Origin of the sequence: Methanosarcina sp. 2.H.T.1A.6 (assembly GCF_000979455.1) — an archaeon.
GTDB lineage: Archaea > Halobacteriota > Methanosarcinia > Methanosarcinales > Methanosarcinaceae > Methanosarcina.
Genome location: NZ_JJOY01000028.1, coordinates 52,311 through 71,970 on the forward strand (window position 1 = coordinate 52,311; position 19,660 = coordinate 71,970).

The 19,660-nt window shown below is 39.5% G+C and carries 16 protein-coding genes; 5 read left to right on the forward strand and 11 right to left on the reverse strand.

The features are described from left to right. Positions 1–129: 129 nt before the first annotated feature. From EO98_RS07565 to EO98_RS07575, 3 genes are read left to right on the forward strand one after another with little or no spacing between them, the layout of a single operon-like run. Positions 130–1,851, forward strand: a complete 1,722-nt coding sequence (locus EO98_RS07565; RefSeq protein WP_048137473.1) for a hypothetical protein — start codon at positions 130–132, stop codon at positions 1,849–1,851. Positions 1,852–1,855: 4 nt separating this feature from the next. Continuing rightward, positions 1,856–2,713 (forward strand): ABC transporter permease, encoded by an 858-nt coding sequence (locus EO98_RS07570; RefSeq protein ID WP_048137471.1) that lies wholly within the window; start codon positions 1,856–1,858, stop codon positions 2,711–2,713. Positions 2,714–2,725: 12 nt separating this feature from the next. Then, the gene (locus EO98_RS07575; protein ID WP_048137469.1) at positions 2,726–3,610 is read left to right on the forward strand and encodes an ABC transporter permease; all 885 of its coding nucleotides are present in this window, start codon (positions 2,726–2,728) and stop codon (positions 3,608–3,610) included. A 269-nt stretch (positions 3,611–3,879) separates the two neighbouring features. Here the strand turns inward: EO98_RS07575 and EO98_RS07580 are convergent, their stop codons facing one another. Genes EO98_RS07580 through EO98_RS07590 form a run of 3 tightly spaced genes read right to left on the reverse strand, consistent with a single transcriptional unit; the run spans position 3,880 to position 7,504 of the window. Next, on the reverse strand, positions 3,880–4,788 hold the full coding sequence (locus EO98_RS07580) for an ABC transporter permease (protein ID WP_048137467.1): 909 nt from the start codon (positions 4,786–4,788) through the stop codon (positions 3,880–3,882). Beyond that, entirely contained in the window at positions 4,785–5,690 is a 906-nt protein-coding gene (locus EO98_RS07585) for an ABC transporter permease (RefSeq protein WP_048137465.1), read from the reverse strand. Before EO98_RS07585 ends, EO98_RS07580 begins: the two co-directional genes overlap by 4 nt. Continuing rightward, positions 5,687–7,504 carry a TolB family protein gene (locus EO98_RS07590; protein WP_156161062.1) on the reverse strand — a complete coding sequence of 606 codons (1,818 nt, stop codon included), beginning with the start codon at positions 7,502–7,504 and terminating at the stop codon, positions 5,687–5,689. The genes EO98_RS07585 and EO98_RS07590 overlap by 4 nt, the downstream gene beginning before the upstream one ends. Positions 7,505–7,956: 452 nt before the next feature. Here EO98_RS07590 and EO98_RS07595 point away from each other — a divergent pair, with 452 nt between their 5' ends. Next, complete coding sequence (locus EO98_RS07595) at positions 7,957–8,169, forward strand: hypothetical protein (protein ID WP_048137461.1); 213 nt, start codon at positions 7,957–7,959, stop codon at positions 8,167–8,169. 445 nt (positions 8,170–8,614) lie between these two features. Here EO98_RS07595 and EO98_RS07600 read toward each other — a convergent pair whose 3' ends face one another. The 7 genes from EO98_RS07600 to pdxS form a co-directional block, all read right to left on the reverse strand. Beyond that, the gene (locus EO98_RS07600) at positions 8,615–9,310 is read right to left on the reverse strand and encodes a winged helix-turn-helix transcriptional regulator (RefSeq protein WP_235283449.1); all 696 of its coding nucleotides are present in this window, start codon (positions 9,308–9,310) and stop codon (positions 8,615–8,617) included. Between the two features lie 46 nt (positions 9,311–9,356). Continuing rightward, on the reverse strand, positions 9,357–9,857 hold the full coding sequence (locus tag EO98_RS07605; RefSeq protein WP_048137524.1) for a hypothetical protein: 501 nt from the start codon (positions 9,855–9,857) through the stop codon (positions 9,357–9,359). Between the two features lie 237 nt (positions 9,858–10,094). Next, on the reverse strand, positions 10,095–10,502 hold the full coding sequence (locus EO98_RS07610; RefSeq protein ID WP_048137457.1) for a pyridoxamine 5'-phosphate oxidase family protein: 408 nt from the start codon (positions 10,500–10,502) through the stop codon (positions 10,095–10,097). 821 nt (positions 10,503–11,323) lie between these two features. Continuing rightward, the gene (locus EO98_RS07615; RefSeq protein ID WP_048137455.1) at positions 11,324–12,769 is read right to left on the reverse strand and encodes a PH domain-containing protein; all 1,446 of its coding nucleotides are present in this window, start codon (positions 12,767–12,769) and stop codon (positions 11,324–11,326) included. Next, positions 12,756–13,250: a PH domain-containing protein gene (locus EO98_RS07620; RefSeq protein WP_052734428.1), complete on the reverse strand. Its 495-nt coding sequence runs from the start codon at positions 13,248–13,250 to the stop codon at positions 12,756–12,758. The genes EO98_RS07615 and EO98_RS07620 overlap by 14 nt, the downstream gene beginning before the upstream one ends. An 852-nt stretch (positions 13,251–14,102) precedes the next feature. Continuing rightward, positions 14,103–14,702: a pyridoxal 5'-phosphate synthase glutaminase subunit PdxT gene (gene pdxT / locus EO98_RS07625; protein WP_048137453.1), complete on the reverse strand. Its 600-nt coding sequence runs from the start codon at positions 14,700–14,702 to the stop codon at positions 14,103–14,105. A 281-nt stretch (positions 14,703–14,983) separates the two neighbouring features. After that, on the reverse strand, positions 14,984–15,880 hold the full coding sequence (pdxS, locus tag EO98_RS07630) for a pyridoxal 5'-phosphate synthase lyase subunit PdxS (protein ID WP_048132552.1): 897 nt from the start codon (positions 15,878–15,880) through the stop codon (positions 14,984–14,986). A 946-nt stretch (positions 15,881–16,826) separates the two neighbouring features. Here pdxS and EO98_RS07635 point away from each other — a divergent pair. Continuing rightward, entirely contained in the window at positions 16,827–18,443 is a 1,617-nt protein-coding gene (locus EO98_RS07635) for a hypothetical protein (protein ID WP_048137451.1), read from the forward strand. A gap of 178 nt (positions 18,444–18,621) precedes the next feature. Here the strand turns inward: EO98_RS07635 and EO98_RS07640 are convergent, their stop codons facing one another. After that, on the reverse strand, positions 18,622–19,644 hold the full coding sequence (locus EO98_RS07640; RefSeq protein WP_048137449.1) for a phosphatase PAP2 family protein: 1,023 nt from the start codon (positions 19,642–19,644) through the stop codon (positions 18,622–18,624). Between the last annotated feature and the right edge of the window lie 16 nt (positions 19,645–19,660).

Here is a 19,660-nt window from a genome sequence, read left to right on the forward strand (position 1 = left end):
TCTTATGAAAACAACTCTCGGTTAAGTGGCACAGCAAAAATATCCTTTCATTCTGGTGCCAAAACCAGAAGAACTAATTTTTTTAGATTGTAATAAATCTAACTTTCAAAATTCAGGATGGGAATTCAAATGTTAAAGAATATGTTAATTCTTTTTTTGATATTATTTGCTACAAATATAACATTAGCAAACCCAGTATCAGAAGATCCAAATCTTAACGTTACATCGCTTGAAAAAATTCTTCAGTTAGAAGAAGGATTTGTAATAACTTCAACAGACTGGAGTCCTGATGGACAATATTTGCTTGTAACCTGTTCCAAGTGGGTTCCTCCTTCAAAAAATATTGTTAAACATTATCTGTTAGATATGAATTCTCATACTTTTGGGGAGATCAACTATGGAATTGAAGAGTCAGATACAAACGGCATATTGGAAGCAAACTGGGTCCCATCTGGAGACAAGATCTATTTTGGAGTTTCAAAGTTTGCCGGGCCGAGAGACTCAGGTAGTTGCTTTGTTATTTGTAATCCAGACGGTACAGATTTGAGGGGTGTAGGAACTAACTTTACCGATCTTCAAAGCGTAATGAAGGATATTGGAAATATTGGTCGTCAAAGAAATCTTAACTGGAATTCCGATTCCAGTAAAATTACATTTGAATGGCAAAAACCCGGAAACGCTTCTACTGGAGTATACATCGCAAATAGAGATGGAACAAACGCCCATGAACTCTCTTCGGCTACGTACCCACAGCCGGTCTGGTATGACTCTGAAAAAATCTTTATTGTTATGGATGACGGAAATGTGGAGCTAATTAATGAGAATGGTGTTTTAATTCAAACTTTCCAGCCTAAAAACAATAATGAAAAATATTGGGAATTTTCACTCAGTCCTGACAGAAAAAAAATACTCTTAATTTCAGGGTTACCAGGTAGTTTCGATTTACAGACTTATATCTCTAATACAGATGGTTCGAATTTAAAAGGAAATATTTCTTCTTACGATGGAAAAGACACAGAGATCTTGACAAAAGAATTCTGGCAACCAAACGGTTCTCTTTTGCTGGTAAATAATGATGGAAATCTGTATATTGTAGAGGGAGACGAAAATAATAAGCGTCTTTTGTATAAAGGCAATGCTAGCAAACCCCAGTGGTTCTCAGATGGAAAGAAAATACTATTCGTTGAAAATAAAAATAAACTATATTCAATTGACATTGATGAGACCAACCTAACCTTTATCACTAATTTCGGACTTACATCTTCTTATTTCTGGGATTTATTCTGGAGCCCTCTATATAAGGCTAAACAATTTTCGATAAGTCCATCTGGAAATATCATAGTCTTCACATCTGCCCTTTATCCTGATAGCGGAAAGCTCATTGAAAATGAGCCCGGCCCTTCAAAACTTCAAAGTATTGCTGCTCCATTATTCCTTGTTAACTCTAATGGATCTAATCTCACTCGGGTAACGCCTATAATAAAAGGTAGACACGACATGTTTAGAGAGTGGAACCCTGATGGAGAACAGCTCACAATTGGATCTATAGTGTTTACTTCAGATAGCGATTGGAATTATGGAGAGAATTCTCTGGTCGAATTGAACTCCGAAAATTCTTATCCCATCTGGAAAAATATGCCTGTAAAGGAAATTCTCGGGAGCAAAGAGCCCAGTACCATTGATGAAACTAAAACTGATGAATCCAACTCTACAAACGCCCCACAGTTTTCAAATTCATCACAGGTTACGGAGCCTGAAAACACAAACAAACAATCTCCTTCTTTTATATTCTTACACCTTTTTGTCTGTATATTAGGAGTCTGGCTAATACATAAAAACTGGAAGTTGTGATACAATGAACAAAAACTGTGTTTTAACACTGGCACAAAAAGAATTCTCGGACAAACTGTATGAACCTAGTTTTTTTATACTGATTACCATTTTCATGTGCACAGTTTTTATATATATGCGAAGTAATGAAAGTGGTGAGAATTTTGTGCAAGTTGTCCAAGCAATCGGGGTATTTTTCCCGTTAATAGGCATAGCTCTTGGGTATGATGGAATTATTAAAGAAAAAAATAGTAAAAGTCTCAATGTTTTATTGACACATCCGGTTTTCAGGGATAATATTATTACAGGCAAATTTCTCGGAATTTCAATGACTCTTGCTCTTGTGGTATTTTTGTCCTTAATATTAGTTGCAGCTTCAGATTTTATTATTTCAGGAAAAATTGCTGCATTTGATTCCCTTTTGCGCCTGCTAATCTTCGGGATATTTACTTTTCTTTATCTTTTAGTTTTTACAGCGTTTGGACTTTTCACTTCAGTCTGGTGTAAAACAGAAATAGAATCCCTCACCTTTGGAGTCCTTGTCTGGATCAACATGTGTGTCGCCTTAGGACCTACAATCATGACACTTGCGTCTCTCGTGTCAGGTCAATCGCTGTTTGATATGACAAAAGAATATGTTTCGACTACAGCTGCAATTTACAATATTTCACCTTTACATCATTTTGCTGAAGTGACTGTTGGAAAACTGGATTTGAGTTTATTCGGGTTTCATGTTATGGCAGATATAAATGGGTTTCTTGATACTCGATATTCTATGTCCTATCTAACTGGATATTACTGGCAAAATGCGATAATTTTGTTAATTCTCCCTTTTCTATTTCTGGCAGCTGCATATATTTCATTTTTAAGAGATGATATTTAAAGAGGGAACAGTATGGAAAATTTCTCCAACGTCAAAGTCATAGCACAAAAAGAGTTTGCTGACCATTTGAAAAGTCCTGTATTCCTTTCTTTTACGGCAACTTTTACGCTGGTCATCCTTGCTTATTCGTGTTTACAAGGCATGGAAGTCGAATATACTTTGAATGTTCTTGGCAATCCTGATTTGATGAGAGGGTTTGAAGGAATTGTACAGGTTGTAGGTCGTTTTGCACCTATTATAGGAATAGTATTGGGTTTTGATGCAATTGTCAAAGAAATAAAATCAAGTTCTATGAATGTTTTATTGACACATCCCGTATTCAGGGATAATATAATTTTTGGCAAAATCCTTGGATCTGGCTTATGTATTCTACTGGTGCTTTTCTTTTCCATCAATCTGGCAACCGGAATCATGCTAATAATTTCAGGAGTTCCGGTTACGATGCAGCAAATCACAAGAATTGAGATATTCGTACTTCTGACTTTCTTTTATGCCTTATTCTTCCTTGCAATTTCCATAATGATCTCGACAATATCAAAAAAATCAAATAATTCTCTTCTGTTCAACATCATTTTCTGGCTTGTAATAACAATATTAATTACCGATCTGCTCTTTACTGTAAGTCTTATTTTATCTGGAGATAGTCATTCAGCGCAGGCTCAGACTCAGATTTTCAAGAATTTCCTTCCTGATTATCAGTATACTACGACTGCTATAGGAATCAAGGATGCTGACACAGGACATACTTCAGGAATAGGAGGGATATTTGACACACGCTACACACTTGGAGCCTGGGCAGGGCAATTCTGGCCCAACCTGGCGTATCTTTTTGTGCTGCCATTCATCTTGCTTATAGGCTCCATACTTGCGTTTTTGAAAAAGGACATAACGTACTGAAGGAGAAAATTCAGAGCATGAAATACTAACCGATAAAGAGATAAAATCTATGGTTTCAAACACAAACAAATATTTTTTTAGGTTCTTTGCCGTTTACAGCAGATTACGTAGCTTAATTTAAGGACGAACCTGTGTTGTAAGAGTTCCACACAAAAAAACGCACATGAAATTTTTCCAAATAGCAGGCACAAAAAATGAAAGTACTTGAAAGCACTTTCATTCCAAGACAAAGAACTCAGTTAAAAGACAAAAAACTCATTTCCCTCACATCAAGCACTTATATCCTCCCTCAAGAATTTCAGATATGCAACTATCAGAAGGATTAGAGGAGCTATGGACAGGACTACAAGATTTGTCCAGAATTCTTTTAACCACTGAGCCAGAGTAAAACGAATATCCAGAATCCCACTTATATTTTCCCTTTCTCCTCCTGCCCCCCAGCCAAGGTTTGCCCTTCCAGTGCTTAGTTCTGCATAGTGGTGCATTGGGGACAAAGCAGAAAGACTGCTGGTTATATCAAACCCAGCACTTACTATAGGTTCAAGAGAATAACGGATAAAAGTGAGTATCCAGGTAAACATAATACAAAGAGTTAACCAGATAACAATATTATAGACAACTGAGTCCGTTGCTTCTCGAATAAAGATAGAACAAACAAGCCCTATACCAAGAAACGCCAGAGCATAAAGGAAAGTAAGAATGAACCAGACCGCAATTCGGCTTAATTCCATTACGCTTACTTTTGTTCCCAGAAGGAGAATAATTGTTCCTAAGGAAATTCCGCTTGAGACCAGCATAACCACCAGAAGAAGAAGTACAGATCCAAGCATTTTCCCAAGAATTATCGTGTCCCTGAATACGGGATGTGTTAACAAAACGTTCAAAGATGCCGACTTTCTTTCCTTTATCACACTATCAAAACTTAAAGCGATACCTACAAGTGGGCTGAACCAGGTCATCATCAATGAGGTATTATAAAACCCTTCCAGAACTGCTGATAGAGGTGCAGGTATCTCTCCTAACTGGCTATAGAATTCTGTCTGAAGGATTTCTCTATAGGTGACTGCAAATATTGCCAGTATTAAAGTTCCGAGTAAAGACACAAAAATAGGGCTCCAGAGCCTGTCTGCAAACTCTTTTTTGGCAATAATCAGAGCTTTTTCGAAATCACAATTCATCCCTTCTCCCCTCCTATATCCCTTCTGAGAAATACCATATACGAAAGTATAAAAATCAGTACAGGTATGGCTGTCAGTACAACCAGATTTGTCCAGTAATCCGCAAGCCAGGTTCCAATTCCGAATCTGGTATCAAAAATTCCATTAGTATCTTTACCTGAAGAAATTCCAAAGCTTCCATAACTTACACGGACTCCGGTTACAGCTTCAGCATAATAACTTGCAGGAGAAAGTTTTTGTAAGTCTTCGCTCATGCTCATAGCCTCTTCATTGTGTCCAAGATCGACTATCAATTCCCCGGTAATGATGGATGAGGCAGCAGTAACTATAGCCCCGAAGATCAAAACCAGATTTATCCAAACTATAAGCCCGGAAATAAAAGAGCTTTCTGAACTCTTCGAAATAATTGACATTAACAGGCTGAAGGCAAAAAAACCTGAAAGGTACAAAAAAGTGAGCAGTGAAAAGATGAGTATCCGGTTCAGTTCAGAAAAGCCAACATCTATCCCCGTTAATATCAGAAGTATACCTATTGAAGCGATGACCGAAATAAAAACTACAAAAATAAGAGCTCCAAGACCTCCTATGATTTTACCACTTATGATATTGTCCCGAAAAACAGGATGTGTCAGTAATGTATTCAACGATTTCGAATTTTTTTCCCTAACAACCGAGTCAAAGCCAAGCGCAAGGCCGAGAATGGGGATAAAAAGTGTTATTACCTGAGCAATATCAAGAAAGCCAAATTCAAAGATGTTATATCCGTTTATTCCATATTCAATACTCATTGAAAGAAGAATCAATGTGAAAATCCCAAGAAGCATCTTGAAACTAGGGCTGTACAGGCGGTCTGCAAATTCTTTCTGAGCAATGACTTCAATATTTTTCACGTCTGCCTTCACAGAGAATTCCTCCTTCGGATGAATAAAAGAAGGAGCAAGATTAAAGTAGTTCCTCTGAATCCCGGAAGCTTGTATTCAGATTTTGAATTGTCCTCATTTCCAGCATCAGAGGATAACTCCAAATCTGCAGATGTTACCTGAGATGCGGAGGAGGATTCTTCCACGACAAGAACTTTACTTGCTGGACTGTATCCTGTTTTACTGGCATTTATCACAGATCTGCCTGCATCAGGACAACTGTAGTTCAGGAAACCTGAACTATTGGTAAAACCTATTTCTTTTTCATTAAGGGTCAGCAAGGCATCTGCAATAGGTTCCGACATGCAGCGAACTCTTAGTTCGCAGTTTTCTCCTTCTGCAGGCGTCAGGAGATCAATTGAGAGAGGGTCTTCATATCCTTCGAGTTTTATTATGGATAAATCTGTGAACTCGTTTCGAACGAGCAGTCTGCTTCCATCAGGACTCCAGCCCCTCAGATACCTATCTTCCAGAAACCTATAATTATTACCATTTTCAGTAAGCTGTATTTTTGTTGATCCGTCCGGGCTGGCAACAAAAACAGAATCTGATGAAATAAAACTGATAAAATCTCCTGAAGGATGCCATTCATAGTCGGTTATTGCGGATGCGATAAGGCTTTTTTCGCTTCCATCAGGGTTAATCGTATAAAGGTTATCTTCCTGTGCATAAGCTATTTTATCTCCTTTCGGGCTCCATCTGGGCTTGAAAACAATATATCCTGTAAACTCTTCAAGCACTTTTGCATTTTTTCCTATCGAGTCTGTCTGAAATATAGTGACTCTGTCATCGTTTACGGTACTGAAAATAAGACTTTTTCCATCCGGGCTGAAACTAAAAACATCTTCATTTCTCACAAAACTTGTTGAAAGCTGAACTTCATCGGTTCCATCAATTTTAATTGAATAGAGACCAAAATTTTCATCAACATAGAATATTCTGCTGTCATCAGGGCTCCAGGCAATCAGTATTCCTTTATCAACAAGTCTATTATTCTCTGTCCCATTTTCATTTATTATCCAGAGGCCTGTTTCCTCGTCTTCAGTCCTGCCAGTAACACTATATGCTATTTTTTTGCCATCATTGCTCCACAGCGCAGTCTCTACACGATTGGATGTATCTGTAAGCTGCTGGAGCACATAGCCATCCGGGTCAAGTAAATATAATTGATAATTTAGAGGGTTCTGATCCATTATTATAAGGGCCTTTGTGCCTTCTGGATTCCACATAAAATTAGTTTGCCATTCAATGTCCAGAATATTTTCCATTAATTCGTCAACTGTTGTATAATTACATTCACCTGCAGTTTTGATTAGTGTTTTATCCGGATCGGCAGTTACATAAAAGTCCCTTACCGTATTAATATTTGCAAAAATTCCGATACGATTTCCATCCGGACTCCAGGTTGTTTCCTGTGTATTGGGGTTTTCCAGGATGTGCAAGCTCAGGGATTTCTCTTTCGTGTTACCTGGAGTTGATACAAGTTCCCGAATTCCACTTCCGTCTGCGTTCATGATATAAATTGAATGAAGAGTAGCTCCATACTGAGAGTTTATAGATGCTTCTACCACCAATCGGCTGCTATCCGGACTCCATGAACCGCTAATTATAGGTTGCTCTTTGAGATTGGTTCCAGAAGATTCTACAAGGCCGTCAAAATAAGGGTTCACTATTTGTGATATATATGTGGTCTCTTCAATGCTCATGCTGAGGTTTTCGGATGAAGCTGCAAAACCCGTGGATATACTTGAGATTAGCAAGATTAAAAACAAGCTTATTTTCAGTAGTCTTAGCATACAATCCCTTGCAAATGTAGATTTTTTTATTTATCAACACTTCACATCTATTTTAAAAAAATAGAACAGAGGGGGAAGTTTAAGATCTCTGTACGAAAAATTGGTAATCTGAGTGCACCCGTGAATAATCATTCTTAAGTTTAAAATAGACGGGAGAATATGTAACAAAACCTGTTCCAGCTGAACCATATCTTAGACTAGTGTCTAGAAAATTTAGTTTTGTGTCCTCGGAATTAATAAAGGGACTACGGATGATGTATTGTCTAAGCATTAAAGCCTAGTAATTAAATTGCCATGGCACTAGTTCTTGTTATCAGGGATCCGTCTGAGTTTTCCGCCTGTCCGGATACATAATCAAGATATACAGTGCCATTTATCAGCATGTCTATACTGTTACTATAAGCTATATTGGATTTGTACCAATCTACATCGCTTCCAGGATTGATGTTTGCATGGTATACGTCAGAGGTTCCAGAAGGACAATTTATCCAAACAGCGCTGCTCCTAGTGCCAGTTACATCCCTGATTCTTCCATATATCTGTCAGTTATTGCTGCAGCCAGACCTGTGAAGGTTCCCAGTACCAACAGCACAACAATTGTTGATTTTATGCTTTTCTTTATCCCTTCATTTTACCTCGCGATTTTGCTCCCGAGGCAAGATTAACAAGCCTTAAGTATTTGTGAGGCTAGAATAACCTGCCTCCGGGCATATGGAGTTCAAATGGATCCTTCCGAGAAATCTTGAACTCCATAAATTACTACAATCTCTCATTATATAAACCACAAAGGTTTTAGCCCGATTATTGAACTATCAAGGTGATGCTTAATTTATGATTTCATTTTTCTGCAATGTTACTTAATATAACGAGTTGCTTGACGCCCTGGATATAAGTCATATACGAATGTGAAAAACCGTGCTATATGAAGGTATTTTGATCTTTTTATGTCTGAGATATAATTCTTTAGAAAATGAGGCAAAAGGACACTAAATTGTAGGAATAAAAATTAGGTCCCATTTTGTGGGAAAGCTCATAATATAATTTCAGGAGAATAATGGGGTTTAAGCAAAAAAAGATAGAATTCAAAGTACTTTCATTTATTTGAGCCCGTTATTCAAAGAATTTCATGTACGTTTTTTCGATTGAATCCCGATAAACAGGATTTATATTGTATATTATACTCTTTCCCATCTTATTTTCTTCAATAAGATCTGACTCCTTTAATTGTTTCATATACCAGCTAATTGTACTTTTGGAAATTCCTGTTGTAAGGGCAAGATCCCCATTGGTGTTGCATTCTTCCTTTAATATTTTCGAAATTATCTTTCGGGTAATCTCATTTTGAAGGACTGAGATAACCAGCTTTTCATTTTCACCGTATGTGGAATTATTCTGGAAGTATAGGACTTTTCCGCGATCAATGTGAGCTTCGATCATGTTTTTCGTTTCTAGAATCTTGAGATGATGGCGCAGAGTCCCTCGGTTCAGATCCATACAATTTGCAATCTTACTAACACAGATCCCTGGATTGGCTTTTATAAAGGCATATATATTCTTTCTCTTCATAACCCCAACAGCGTTTGAATGGTCTACCAATCGAAATCCGAGTATTGCGAAAATAAGCTTTGTAGAGAACAGCAGTATATCTATTACCGACAAGATCTGCATGATAGCCAGCCAGAGCAGGAACTGCCAGTAGGGTATTACGGTATCTTCTAATATCTGTACATCCTCTCCGGCTACGGATACTCCAAATTCATCACCTGGTGCTGGGCTTACGATATATTCCGTAGCTCCGGCTGCCATTATTAAATATAAAGAAAAAAAGAGAAGGAAATCGATTCTCCTGCAATTAATGCTGCGCAACATTAAACGTGTAATCTTCAGTACCACTAACCGATTCTCCGTAGACTTTGAACATCCATGTTCCCTGTACCACATATCCCTGTGAGGGATCTATATTAAGGCGTATCCGGCCGTTCACACTTCCGTCATAGTTATCCCGGTAAGTTCCGATTTTGCTTCCTGACGGGGTGTAAATGCTAAGAGTCAGAGAATCACTTGTATCTCCCCAATTCAAATCTACTTCAAGATAATCTACTCCTGAGCCTACGTTTACATTATGAGGTATAGTCTGCCCCTGGCTTATGTACTGGGTTGATCGTAGAGAGATAATCGAATTTTCAGTACTAAGAGAATTTTCTGTCCAGGGGCTAACAATGTAATCTTTTACGGTAGAAGCCAGAGCGTCTTCCGTGTCAGAGTTAACCGCGCATTCCTCTTCGGCCAAAACTGCAGGAACAGCTAGTAGCCCTATAATTATGCATAATACACATACTTTCCAGGTTCTCATAGTGTCACCCGAAAGTGGGTAAGAAGTCCAAGCATATATAGTTTCTGTAATAAGTATCGAACAATCAATGTTATACTTCTTATTAAATATTGCTACGAAACTAAAAAATGTCCGGAAAAAGGCATAATGATACATTTTTCCAGGAATATTTCTTAAAAAAGAAGAATTTGTGAGGACGTTTATCCATCCTCGATGTCAGGATAAAATAGTAAATGTTATAAACTATTCTGAGAAACTTCATAGGAGCTGCTTTCCGGCTCCTGCTCCGGATTTGCACTCATAAACTTCCGTGATTTTCATGACGGCAAGGGCTTTTGCAGGGAACCTGTCTCCCATACTCTTGACCATCTTATGCATCTTCTCGTAGTCTTCCCCTCCGGTCTTTATCTCAAAGTCCCCTTTTATCTGGTAACACCCCTTAACCTCAGGGCCCCATACGTAAATCGCACCCCTCGGGTTTTCTTCAAGGTTCTGGCGGGTCTTATAAAAGTAGTTGTCTGCAATCCAGATAGTTTCTCTGTCTTCCTGGAGCTTACAAAAGCCGATTGGTATTACGTTCGGGTCTCCGTTTCCGGAGGCAGTTGCAAAGGGAAAAACCTTCATTTTTGCAAAATCTTCTACCATTTCGCTGCTCAATTTGACCATTCAATTCACCCCTTCGTTAGATCTGTTTTTGTTGGAATAATATACTCTTACTCTACTATTAAATATATAGTAAGGTAAGGAGTTGGAGATATATTGATTATAAACAATTAAAGAGCGACAAATATATGAGCTCATCCCAAAACCAATTTTATTCTCAAATCATTAAATTTTTAGAATGGTTTTTCGTGATCTGAAACTCGATTGATTACTCGGAATACTGGATTCAGAGAAGCAAATTTTAAGTTTTGGGATCGGCTCTATAAGAAATTGGTTATCGGATATAGGTGCAAAAGAAGAACACTGTTCTGAAATTCGTAAAAAATAAAGCCATTTGAAGTGAATGAAAACAAAAATTTATTTTAAAAGGTCTGAATTCCCACTAAAATTAAATTATCATTGGAATATATTTATAAGCATCTGTCTGAATGGATCTCCTTTTCCAAAGAGAGGAGATTGGTTTACTCAAATTCGGATGAAATTTTATGATTATTTTTGAAATTGAAGAAAAACCAGAAAAAATTGAAAAGACGCTGATTTTGCTTCCTTAGTTTATCCTGTTTCTATCGGCAAAACTTCTTCTCTTCCAAATATATTATAAACTTCCTGTAATTTCAGAATGAGTAAAAGGAAAAGGCAAGTCTGCAAGTTTATCTGAATAATTTGTCCTTGGGGATGCGTACAAGGGATTCCAACAGGCGTCATTGGGACAAAAACGTCAGTGAATTTTTGTTTTGGGCCACGTTTCCCAATATTTATATGCTATATTTATATACTATATTATTTTTTATACAACGTCGCCTGGATATTAGGGAGTATCAGATTTATATGTATCCACCAAAATCAGAATACCACCTGCTGATCATTGCACTTTGTTCCTTATCCATACCGACCAATTTTTTACTGGCAGTAATGCTGCCGGAGGCAATCGCTACATGCAATGTAGTCAGTTTACGTTTTATTTGAAAATAGGTGTTAGAAACAGCTAGAGACTGTATTCTCTGCCTGGGAACTATAGTAGTAACCTTACCCAGGGTCCTTGAACTGATAAGCAGTTTATTATTCTGTATATTAAAGCCTGCATCCTGATATTGAATAAAGCCCAGCCAAACTGCCAGAGGCCACAGCAGGAGTGAGAACCAGCCATAAGGTATGAAGAACATTGCTAATATAGTTACAAGAAATGCCGGTATAAGATTTATTAAAATATACCTTATCCGTGAACGGATAGGAAGCTGTTTGGTTTCAAGGGGGACAGCAAACTCAGGCAGGACCTGTTCTAACAATTCCTTTACCTGTCTATGAGGAATTATCGGAAAAAGAACACTAGATTCGCCTTTTTCTCCGGCATTGCTGATACTGACTACCTGAATACTAACCATTCCAAACGGTTGACGCAGAACGTTTTCTACTACGCGTACAGCCTGGATTTTTTTAATTGGTATGGTGAGCTGCTTTTTTTCCATGAGACCGCGATTAATTTTTATATTATTATCCATACGTATGAGTTCAAAGCCGCCAAATTTAATAAAATTCCCTAACAGTGACAGAACCCAGGCAAGTAAAAATATGACTAAAACAACAAGTATAATAGTAGTTATTGTTTTGCCAGCAATCTCATTTACATAATCCCCTATAATATTCCATATGTTGAGATCGGGAAAGATCTCTTCCAGTTGCGAGAATATCACAAATAAACCTACCAGTACCACCCCAATGCTGTTGGAGGTGCTGGACAGAATGAACAAATCACGGGTTGAGAGCCGGAAAATTTCTCCTGTATGTCGATCTTCTGTTTCCCGGTATTTTTGGGCCGGTATGGGTCGTTTACTTTCCAGAATATACCGGAGCTCTTCTGCCCTTTTCTTGGAAATAGCAGGCAGGACCAGTTCGGCTTTGTCCCCCCCGCCGGCTGTTTCTACCTGCAGTTTCACCAGACCGAATATGCGCTGAATTATTCCGGCAGATACCTGAACTGCTTGAACTCGTCCAAAACTAATGAATCGTTTTTTCTTAACGAATATACCGAATTCCAGATGCAGTTCATCATCCTGAATATAATATACATAACGCAGCCAGTAAACTATTATATATAACACATACAGCAGCAGTATTACAGGCAATACAAAAAAAAACCACCTGCGAATTTCGTTTTGCCCAAATACCAGAATAATAAGTGGCAGTAAAGATTGAATCCGTTTATAAATATTACCTATCAAAAACTCCAGTATTGCTGCTGGATGCAGGCGTTGTGGTTCATACATCTTCATCCACTACCCGGGCTAATACTGAAATCTTTTCTCGTAGTTCAGCGGCTACATCATCTGCAAGTGCAGGTATTTCATACTCATCCGCTGCAGTTGATACAGTTACCGTAGAAATCCCAAAATGACGCATTAATGGTCCCTGTACAGTATCAACATGCTGGATGCGTACCATGGGAATTAAAGTACGGTATTTAATAAACATACCATGATAAAGATCAATCTGGTGTTCAGAAACATCGTAACGCCACGTTTTCCATAGAATATTCGGAATCACCGTGATATCCAGTAAAGTTATAAGCAGTACCAAAACTATAATAATAGATAGAATCCAGCCAGGCCAGTTCCAGAGCCTCATGGCACCATAATAAGCCAGAGGTACCAGCCAATACAAAACCGAGCCGAGCAGTCCCGACCAGCGCCAGTATGAGACCGCTTTTCCGTCTAACTGATGACTGGGAATAGTTTGCAAAAAGTCCGCCTTCAAGAATAAAACCCACTTTCGTCAGGTAAACATACTAATCCTTTTTATATCTTACCGTTATTGATTATCAGTATAGTTTGTGAATTTCTTTAATATTAATCATTTTGAACTGTTGACAATATCCTATCAAATTTAGGTTTACAGTGTAGAAATTATCCAAACCACTTTAAATATTTGACCCTTCGCTATTTTCTTGCGGGTAGTTTATATTCACTTCTTATGTGTGGAGGCAATATCTAAGTATTTTTTGTAAAAATAACCGTTATTAAGCTTTTAAAGCTCAAAATGAGGCAAATTAACCATTTATATTCAATCAAGCTAAAATTAATTTTAATTACTGCTTTTGACTCGTTTTTTGTTAGATTCAGATTGTTGTTTAAAATAGGGGGCAATAAGGTTTTGAATCTGAAGTTAAGGGTTTATAATTTCTCAAATAAAAAATAAAATGTTTTTTATATGTACTTTAATCGGGGAAGCACTATTATACTTAAGCTACTAAAAAAGGTTAAGTAACCCTTAAAAAATTGATGATTTTTAGAGGACCCTAAAAAGAAATATTCACTAAGAATGTAAACCTGTTGAAGAAATATATTACTCCTGAAACTGACAATACGATGGAACAGATATTTTCTTTGATAGGTGATATCGTAGATAAGGCAAGATTATTCAAAATTGCTTAATCATGAGATATAAAATGAAAAGAATATTATATGATTTTTATAAAAACCACAAATCAAAAAAGGAAGGAGAGAGTACGTGAAAAACAAATAATCACGTACTTTAATGCCAAAGAAACAAATGAAAAAAATCATGGTCAGCTACAGGATAAACCCATTAACCTGACCCCTGTAACTCTTAACAGTTCAAAATCTTATTTAGGAAATATTGGTGAATGCGCAGGTCGTCGGTTAGTTCTGGGTGGAATGCAAGTGCCAGCACATTTCCCTCCTCTGCAGCAATAATCATGCCTTCAAGCCTTGAAAGTACGCGCACACAAGGCCCGCAGCTCACGATTCCGGGAGCCCGGATAAACACGCCGGTAAAAGGAGAGTCAAGAATAGCCACATCAAGCTCCGCCTCAAAAGAATCTCTCTGCCTCCCAAAAGCGTTCCTGTTGACTTTCGTATCCATAATCCCAAGCAGTTCCTGGCTGGTCTTTGCCACCTGCTCATTCCCTTCCTTTGCAAGCACAATCAGCCCTGCACAGGTCCCGAGAATCGGAATTCCCCTTGCAGCCGCCTCCTTAATCTCCTCTGCAATCCCCTCACGGGCAAGCAGCCTGCAAAGCGTCGTACTCTCCCCGCCAGGAATCACAATCCCGCTGCACTCCGGCACAATTCCCTTATGCTTTATCGCAACTACCTCAGCTTCAACCCCTCTCTCTGCAAGGGCTCTCTTCAAAGCATCAACATGCTCAGAAACCGCTCCCTGAATAGCGATTACACCTATTTTCATTAAAAACACCATTTTCCAAAATTAATCCTTTATTTGTTGATCAAAAAATGTAAAAAATTAAATAAATTTTATTCTTACAAACCTGCAAGAATAAATCTGTTTTTAAAAAATTGAATTTTAGCCTCTTGAAAGAAGCTAATTATTATATCCGTAAATTAGTCCTCTTGAGCGAAGCGAAAAGGACTGCGTGCTGTTGCACTTGCAGTGCAACTCCCAGGAAATCTCCGATTTCCTGTGATCCCGAATCGCAATTCGGGTGGCGCAACTCGGGATTGTGGTTTTTACCAGCCGCGTTCCTGAAGAGCTTCCTCGACAGGGATCGTGTCTACGCTGATGCCTTTCATTCCGGCGCCTATGCCTTTTGAAATCTCGGCAAGTTTTGCAGGGTTGTCGTAGTTATTTACGGCTTCAACGATTGCTTTTGCCATCTTTTCAGGGTTTTCGGCTTTGAAAATTCCTGAGCCTACAAAAACTCCGTCTGCACCAAGGCGCATCATAAGAGCTGCATCAGCAGGGGTTGCAACTCCGCCAGCTGCAAAGTTTACTACAATCAGGCGCTGCATTTTAGCGGTTTCCATTACAAGTTCGATAGGAGCTTCGATTTCCCTGGCAACCATTATCAGTTCTTCTTTTGTTTTGCCTGCAAGGGCACGGATTTCGCCCTGAATCTGCTTCATGTGCTTTACTGCCTGGCTGACGTCTCCTGTTCCTGCTTCTCCTTTCGTCCGGATCATGGCTGCCCCTTCGTTGATCCTGCGGAGAGCTTCTCCGAGGTTCCTGGCTCCGCAGACAAAAGGCACTGTAAACTGTGTCTTGTCTATGTGATAGAAAGGATCGGCGGGGGTAAGGACTTCGGATTCATCTACCATGTCAACGCCGAGTGCTTCCATGATTTCAGCTTCGACGAAGTGCCCGATCCTTGCCTTTGCCATTACAGGGATAGTAACCGTATCAATGATTTGCTGGACGATCTCGGGATCTGCCATACGGGCAACTCCGCCCTCTTTTCTGATATCTGCAGGGACAGCCTGAAGGGCCATAACAGCAACTGCTCCGGCTTCTTCTGCGATCCTGGCCTGTTCCGGAGTTGTCACATCCATGATCACACCCCCCTTCTGCATCCTAGCAAAGCCCCTCTTGATAAGTTCGGTCCCGTGTCTCAATTTTTCAAAGTCCATGAATGTCATCCTCTTTGTTTTGATCAGATTTCTAAGATATATTGCCGTGGGAAATCTTTTCCACAGATGAAACGGCCATCAAGTCCTTTCCACCAGTTACAACCAACAGGTTGCGGTTTTCAGTATGCTGTTTCTCCAGTGAATTGTGAATACGCTCAATAGTTAAAAGCATTATTTAAGCTATTCCTTAATTCCGGAGTACAGAGTAAATTAACTTACAACGATTTAACATTTTTTCTTTTTTTACTGAGACTTAACACTTTTAATGACTGCCTGTTTCTCCGGTTATTTATCCCGAATATACTTCGGAGCCTGAATGAAATTCTTTGCAGTACTTTTAAAAAGCACTTTTATAAGTTAACTTTTCGGTTTGATCTATCTATCTATCTCAGTTTTCATATAATTTCAATCTTTATAATATATCCGGTAATTTACGATCTGATTACGGAGATTAAACACAGGAAGTAAGATTAAATATGAATCTCCAACGCTCAGTTCTCCGATATAAAGTTTTTGTAAATTACCGGAAAGATGAGATGTGAAGCTCTTTTTAAGGGGGATATATGCTTCTCTAATATATTTTCATGCGTCTTCGGTTAAGTGAGGAATCATGATAAATTGCATTTAAATTGCATTTAAATTGCATTCATTTCCACAATAGATGTTCAAAATTTTATCAGAGCTGGAGATGGAGCAGAGTATCGATTTTCGGTAAACATGGCTATATTTGAGGCAGACTTCTGATGTGAAATCGATAGCCTAAGAAACGAATATTCCTTTACCGATGACCAATGAATATATTTTATATTTCAGACAGAGACACGAGGGAAGACATGAAAAAACAATTATAATATGTGTTGAATCATCATATACAAGGTATTTTTTTGCCGGGGTAGTTTCTGGATTTCAGGCAATTACTATTTACTTACGTCAGGGGGATTGGAAAATGAGGATTAAACGTCTGGATGTATCATTGTTATGTGCTTTTTTGGTTGCCGTACTTGTCGCGTTACCGACACATGCCCAGATGGGACCGGGGGGCGGTCCAGGGGCGGGGATGGGTTCCGGAATGATGCAGGGCTACGGTTTTGCGCAGTATGACAGCAGGTTTGATGGGTTAGGGTCAATGACCTTTGAAGAAGTATCAGACACCTTCGGGGTCCAGGTTGAAAATGCGATCTCTGACCTTGAGCTTCCGGAAGATATGGACACGCAGCTTACGGTTCTGGAGATTGAAGAGCGGTATGGGGTCTCAGGGCAGGAAATTGCCAGTTACATGGTAATGAACATGCAACAGCTGAATACGACCCTTGACCCGAGGGAAAGGCTCTTGATGCGTCAGCAGGCCACTCAGGCAATGAGAACCGGTAGGGGCAGTGGGATGTATTTCATGCGGCAGGGAAATTGTGCCTGTGGAAACTTTACCACATTCAACTTCAACGAAAGCGGGATAATAGAAAACTTCGCTGTAGGAGGAAACCTTCTCTTTGATTCGGTTGAAATTCCGGATTTTGAGTACCTTGACGAACAGATTACGGAAACAACAGCTTTTTACCAGGGTGTTGACAGCCAGATCCTGATTCAGGATTCTCCCATGGGGATTTTCCAGGTAAGGGCTTTTGCAAATAAAACCGTTACTTACAACCTTGCAGATGGAGTAAAAGCAAGCCTGGAAAAGAATATCTCCAGCGGGCTTGAGAATGCAGTCCCCATAAAAATTACCGCAAACAATTTCGAGGGATATCTGGTGTTTTTCAGGAATCCCCTAACCGAAAATCCCGAGGGTCCTATTAACGGGACTGAAGTAGAAATTTCGGGCGATAAAATCACAGTCAATCTTGTAGAATATAGTGTGGTAATGTTCAGGGCAAGTCCGATGCAGCCTTCATTGATGCAAACCGGATACAGGTACGATAGTAATCATACCTACATGCATCAGGTACTTAACAGGGAAATAGCAACCGGAAGATTCGGAGCTGAGATAGCTTTCCGTGCAGGTTCGGATAAGGTTTCAGTAACAAATTATGCCCCTGTTGGCCTGAAAGTAAGGGAAATGGATCGAGATCGCATTGTACTTGGCGTTGAATCAGACCTGCCAGATGGAAGAGTCATCAATATAAACTTAGACAATGAGACCATTAACCTCACCAATCCCGACCGTCTGAGGCTCAGATATGACGGTGCAATAATTGAAGAAGCTGACAGCATTGACGAACTCTTTACAGATGGAAACAGACCTCTTTGCTACAGGCTATACGAAAACGGGACAGCTTCAATTGCAGTATATATCCCGCAGTTTTCGGAACATGAGATTATAATAGACCTTGTGCCTGAAGGTGAGGAAGGTGCAGCAGATGTTTCCAGAACTGGAGAAATGGCTTCGGATGAAGCTGAATCAATCGGAGCTGATGACGGAATAAATGAAACTGAAGGACAGGTTTCGGAAACTGGAGAGCCTAAAGCTCAGAACGAAAAAGGTGATGTAGAATCGTCTCCGGCTTTTGAGCTCGGGTTTGCAGTTTCAGGCCTGACAGCAGCATATGGACTGAGGCACAGGAAATAAACCTCTGTCTCAATGCCTGTATCAGGTGAAATCAGAATTATGAAAGGGCCGGTCAAATTCCGGTCCTTAAAACAGAATTTAAACAAGACTTAAAATCAGGTCCAGATAACTCAGATTTAGATCTTTTCTATTTCAGATAACTCAGATTTAGATCTTTTCTATTTCAGATAACTCAGATTTAGATCTTTTCTATATCTCTTCCGTACAGCCCAAGCTTTGCACAGATATATACGGAAATCCAGATTGTGGATGCAGGAATGAAGGTTTTCGGGAATTCAAGAACCGTGAAACCGAAGTAACCTGCCACCCCGATTACATCAAATCCAACATCAAGAACAAGGCTGAATACCCCAAACAGCATGAGGGCGATAAATACCCTGGCAGCTCGCTGCCCTGTATTTCCGTCATCTTCCGGGAGCCCTTTTCGTATCACCATGAGATATGCCGTATTCGTGCCGAGGAGAAATCCTGCCACATCGGCACTTATCAGGGATGAGGCTGTGAGGAGGAGAGGAACAACAAACATAAAGGAGTAAAAAAAGAGATTTTTCTGCCTGAAAACAAGCTCAAAGCTCTCCTTTTTGAAAAGATCATCTTTCAACGGGCTTTTAAGGAAGTGCGTAAAGACAATCAGGATAATTATACCCAGGGTCGCTCCTCCCAGTACATCTCCCAAAAAATGCCTTCCCAGGTACATTCTTGAAAAAGCTATCAGTAAAATCGCTGCCGGAGCCAGGTTTTTTATTACCCTGTTCTCGAAGACCCGGGCAGTTCCTCCCCATAATGTAATTGCTGTCGAGACATGCCCTGAAGGAAATCCGAACATGGAATGAGAAATTGTGCCCTGAAATCTGAATGCCTCAAGCGCCTCTCTGCCCGGAAGCCCGAAAAACCTGTCCGCCCCCTCCCCGGAAAAAGGAGACATATTCGGAAACCCTTTTTCAAGGTTCAGGACCCTGGAATCCACAAAGTCGGGCCTTGGGAGGACAAAAACTCCCTTAAGAACTTCCGTGAATTCACCGGTCCAGAGCAGCAGCTGGAACAGAAGAAAACCTTTCTTGAAATCAACCCCGAAAGTGGTGATGATTATTATGCTGGCAAAAAAGGCGGCAGACCCCATTGAAGTTATCAAAACCATGAGGAAAGTAAACCATTCGGTTCCGAGGGATTGGAGGTAAAGTATAGGTTCTGTCTGGAACAAGGGGAAACTCCTGATT

What these genes read in the sequence shown, in the direction of transcription:
- EO98_RS07565 (WP_048137473.1), top strand. Translation starts at nt 130, where the DNA reads ATGTTAAAGAATATGTTAATTCTTTTTTTGATATTATTTGCTACAAAT.
- EO98_RS07570 (WP_048137471.1), top strand. Translation starts at nt 1,856, where the DNA reads ATGAACAAAAACTGTGTTTTAACACTGGCACAAAAAGAATTCTCGGAC.
- EO98_RS07575 (WP_048137469.1), top strand. Translation starts at nt 2,726, where the DNA reads ATGGAAAATTTCTCCAACGTCAAAGTCATAGCACAAAAAGAGTTTGCT.
- EO98_RS07580 (WP_048137467.1), bottom strand. Translation starts at nt 4,788, where the DNA reads ATGAATTGTGATTTCGAAAAAGCTCTGATTATTGCCAAAAAAGAGTTT.
- EO98_RS07590 (WP_156161062.1), bottom strand. Translation starts at nt 7,504, where the DNA reads ATGCTAAGACTACTGAAAATAAGCTTGTTTTTAATCTTGCTAATCTCA.
- EO98_RS07595 (WP_048137461.1), top strand. Translation starts at nt 7,957, where the DNA reads ATGGTATACGTCAGAGGTTCCAGAAGGACAATTTATCCAAACAGCGCT.
- EO98_RS07600 (WP_235283449.1), bottom strand. Translation starts at nt 9,310, where the DNA reads ATGGCAGCCGGAGCTACGGAATATATCGTAAGCCCAGCACCAGGTGAT.
- EO98_RS07605 (WP_048137524.1), bottom strand. Translation starts at nt 9,857, where the DNA reads ATGAGAACCTGGAAAGTATGTGTATTATGCATAATTATAGGGCTACTA.
- EO98_RS07610 (WP_048137457.1), bottom strand. Translation starts at nt 10,502, where the DNA reads ATGGTCAAATTGAGCAGCGAAATGGTAGAAGATTTTGCAAAAATGAAG.
- EO98_RS07615 (WP_048137455.1), bottom strand. Translation starts at nt 12,769, where the DNA reads ATGAAGATGTATGAACCACAACGCCTGCATCCAGCAGCAATACTGGAG.
- pdxT (WP_048137453.1), bottom strand. Translation starts at nt 14,702, where the DNA reads ATGAAAATAGGTGTAATCGCTATTCAGGGAGCGGTTTCTGAGCATGTT.
- pdxS (WP_048132552.1), bottom strand. Translation starts at nt 15,880, where the DNA reads ATGGACTTTGAAAAATTGAGACACGGGACCGAACTTATCAAGAGGGGC.
- EO98_RS07635 (WP_048137451.1), top strand. Translation starts at nt 16,827, where the DNA reads ATGAGGATTAAACGTCTGGATGTATCATTGTTATGTGCTTTTTTGGTT.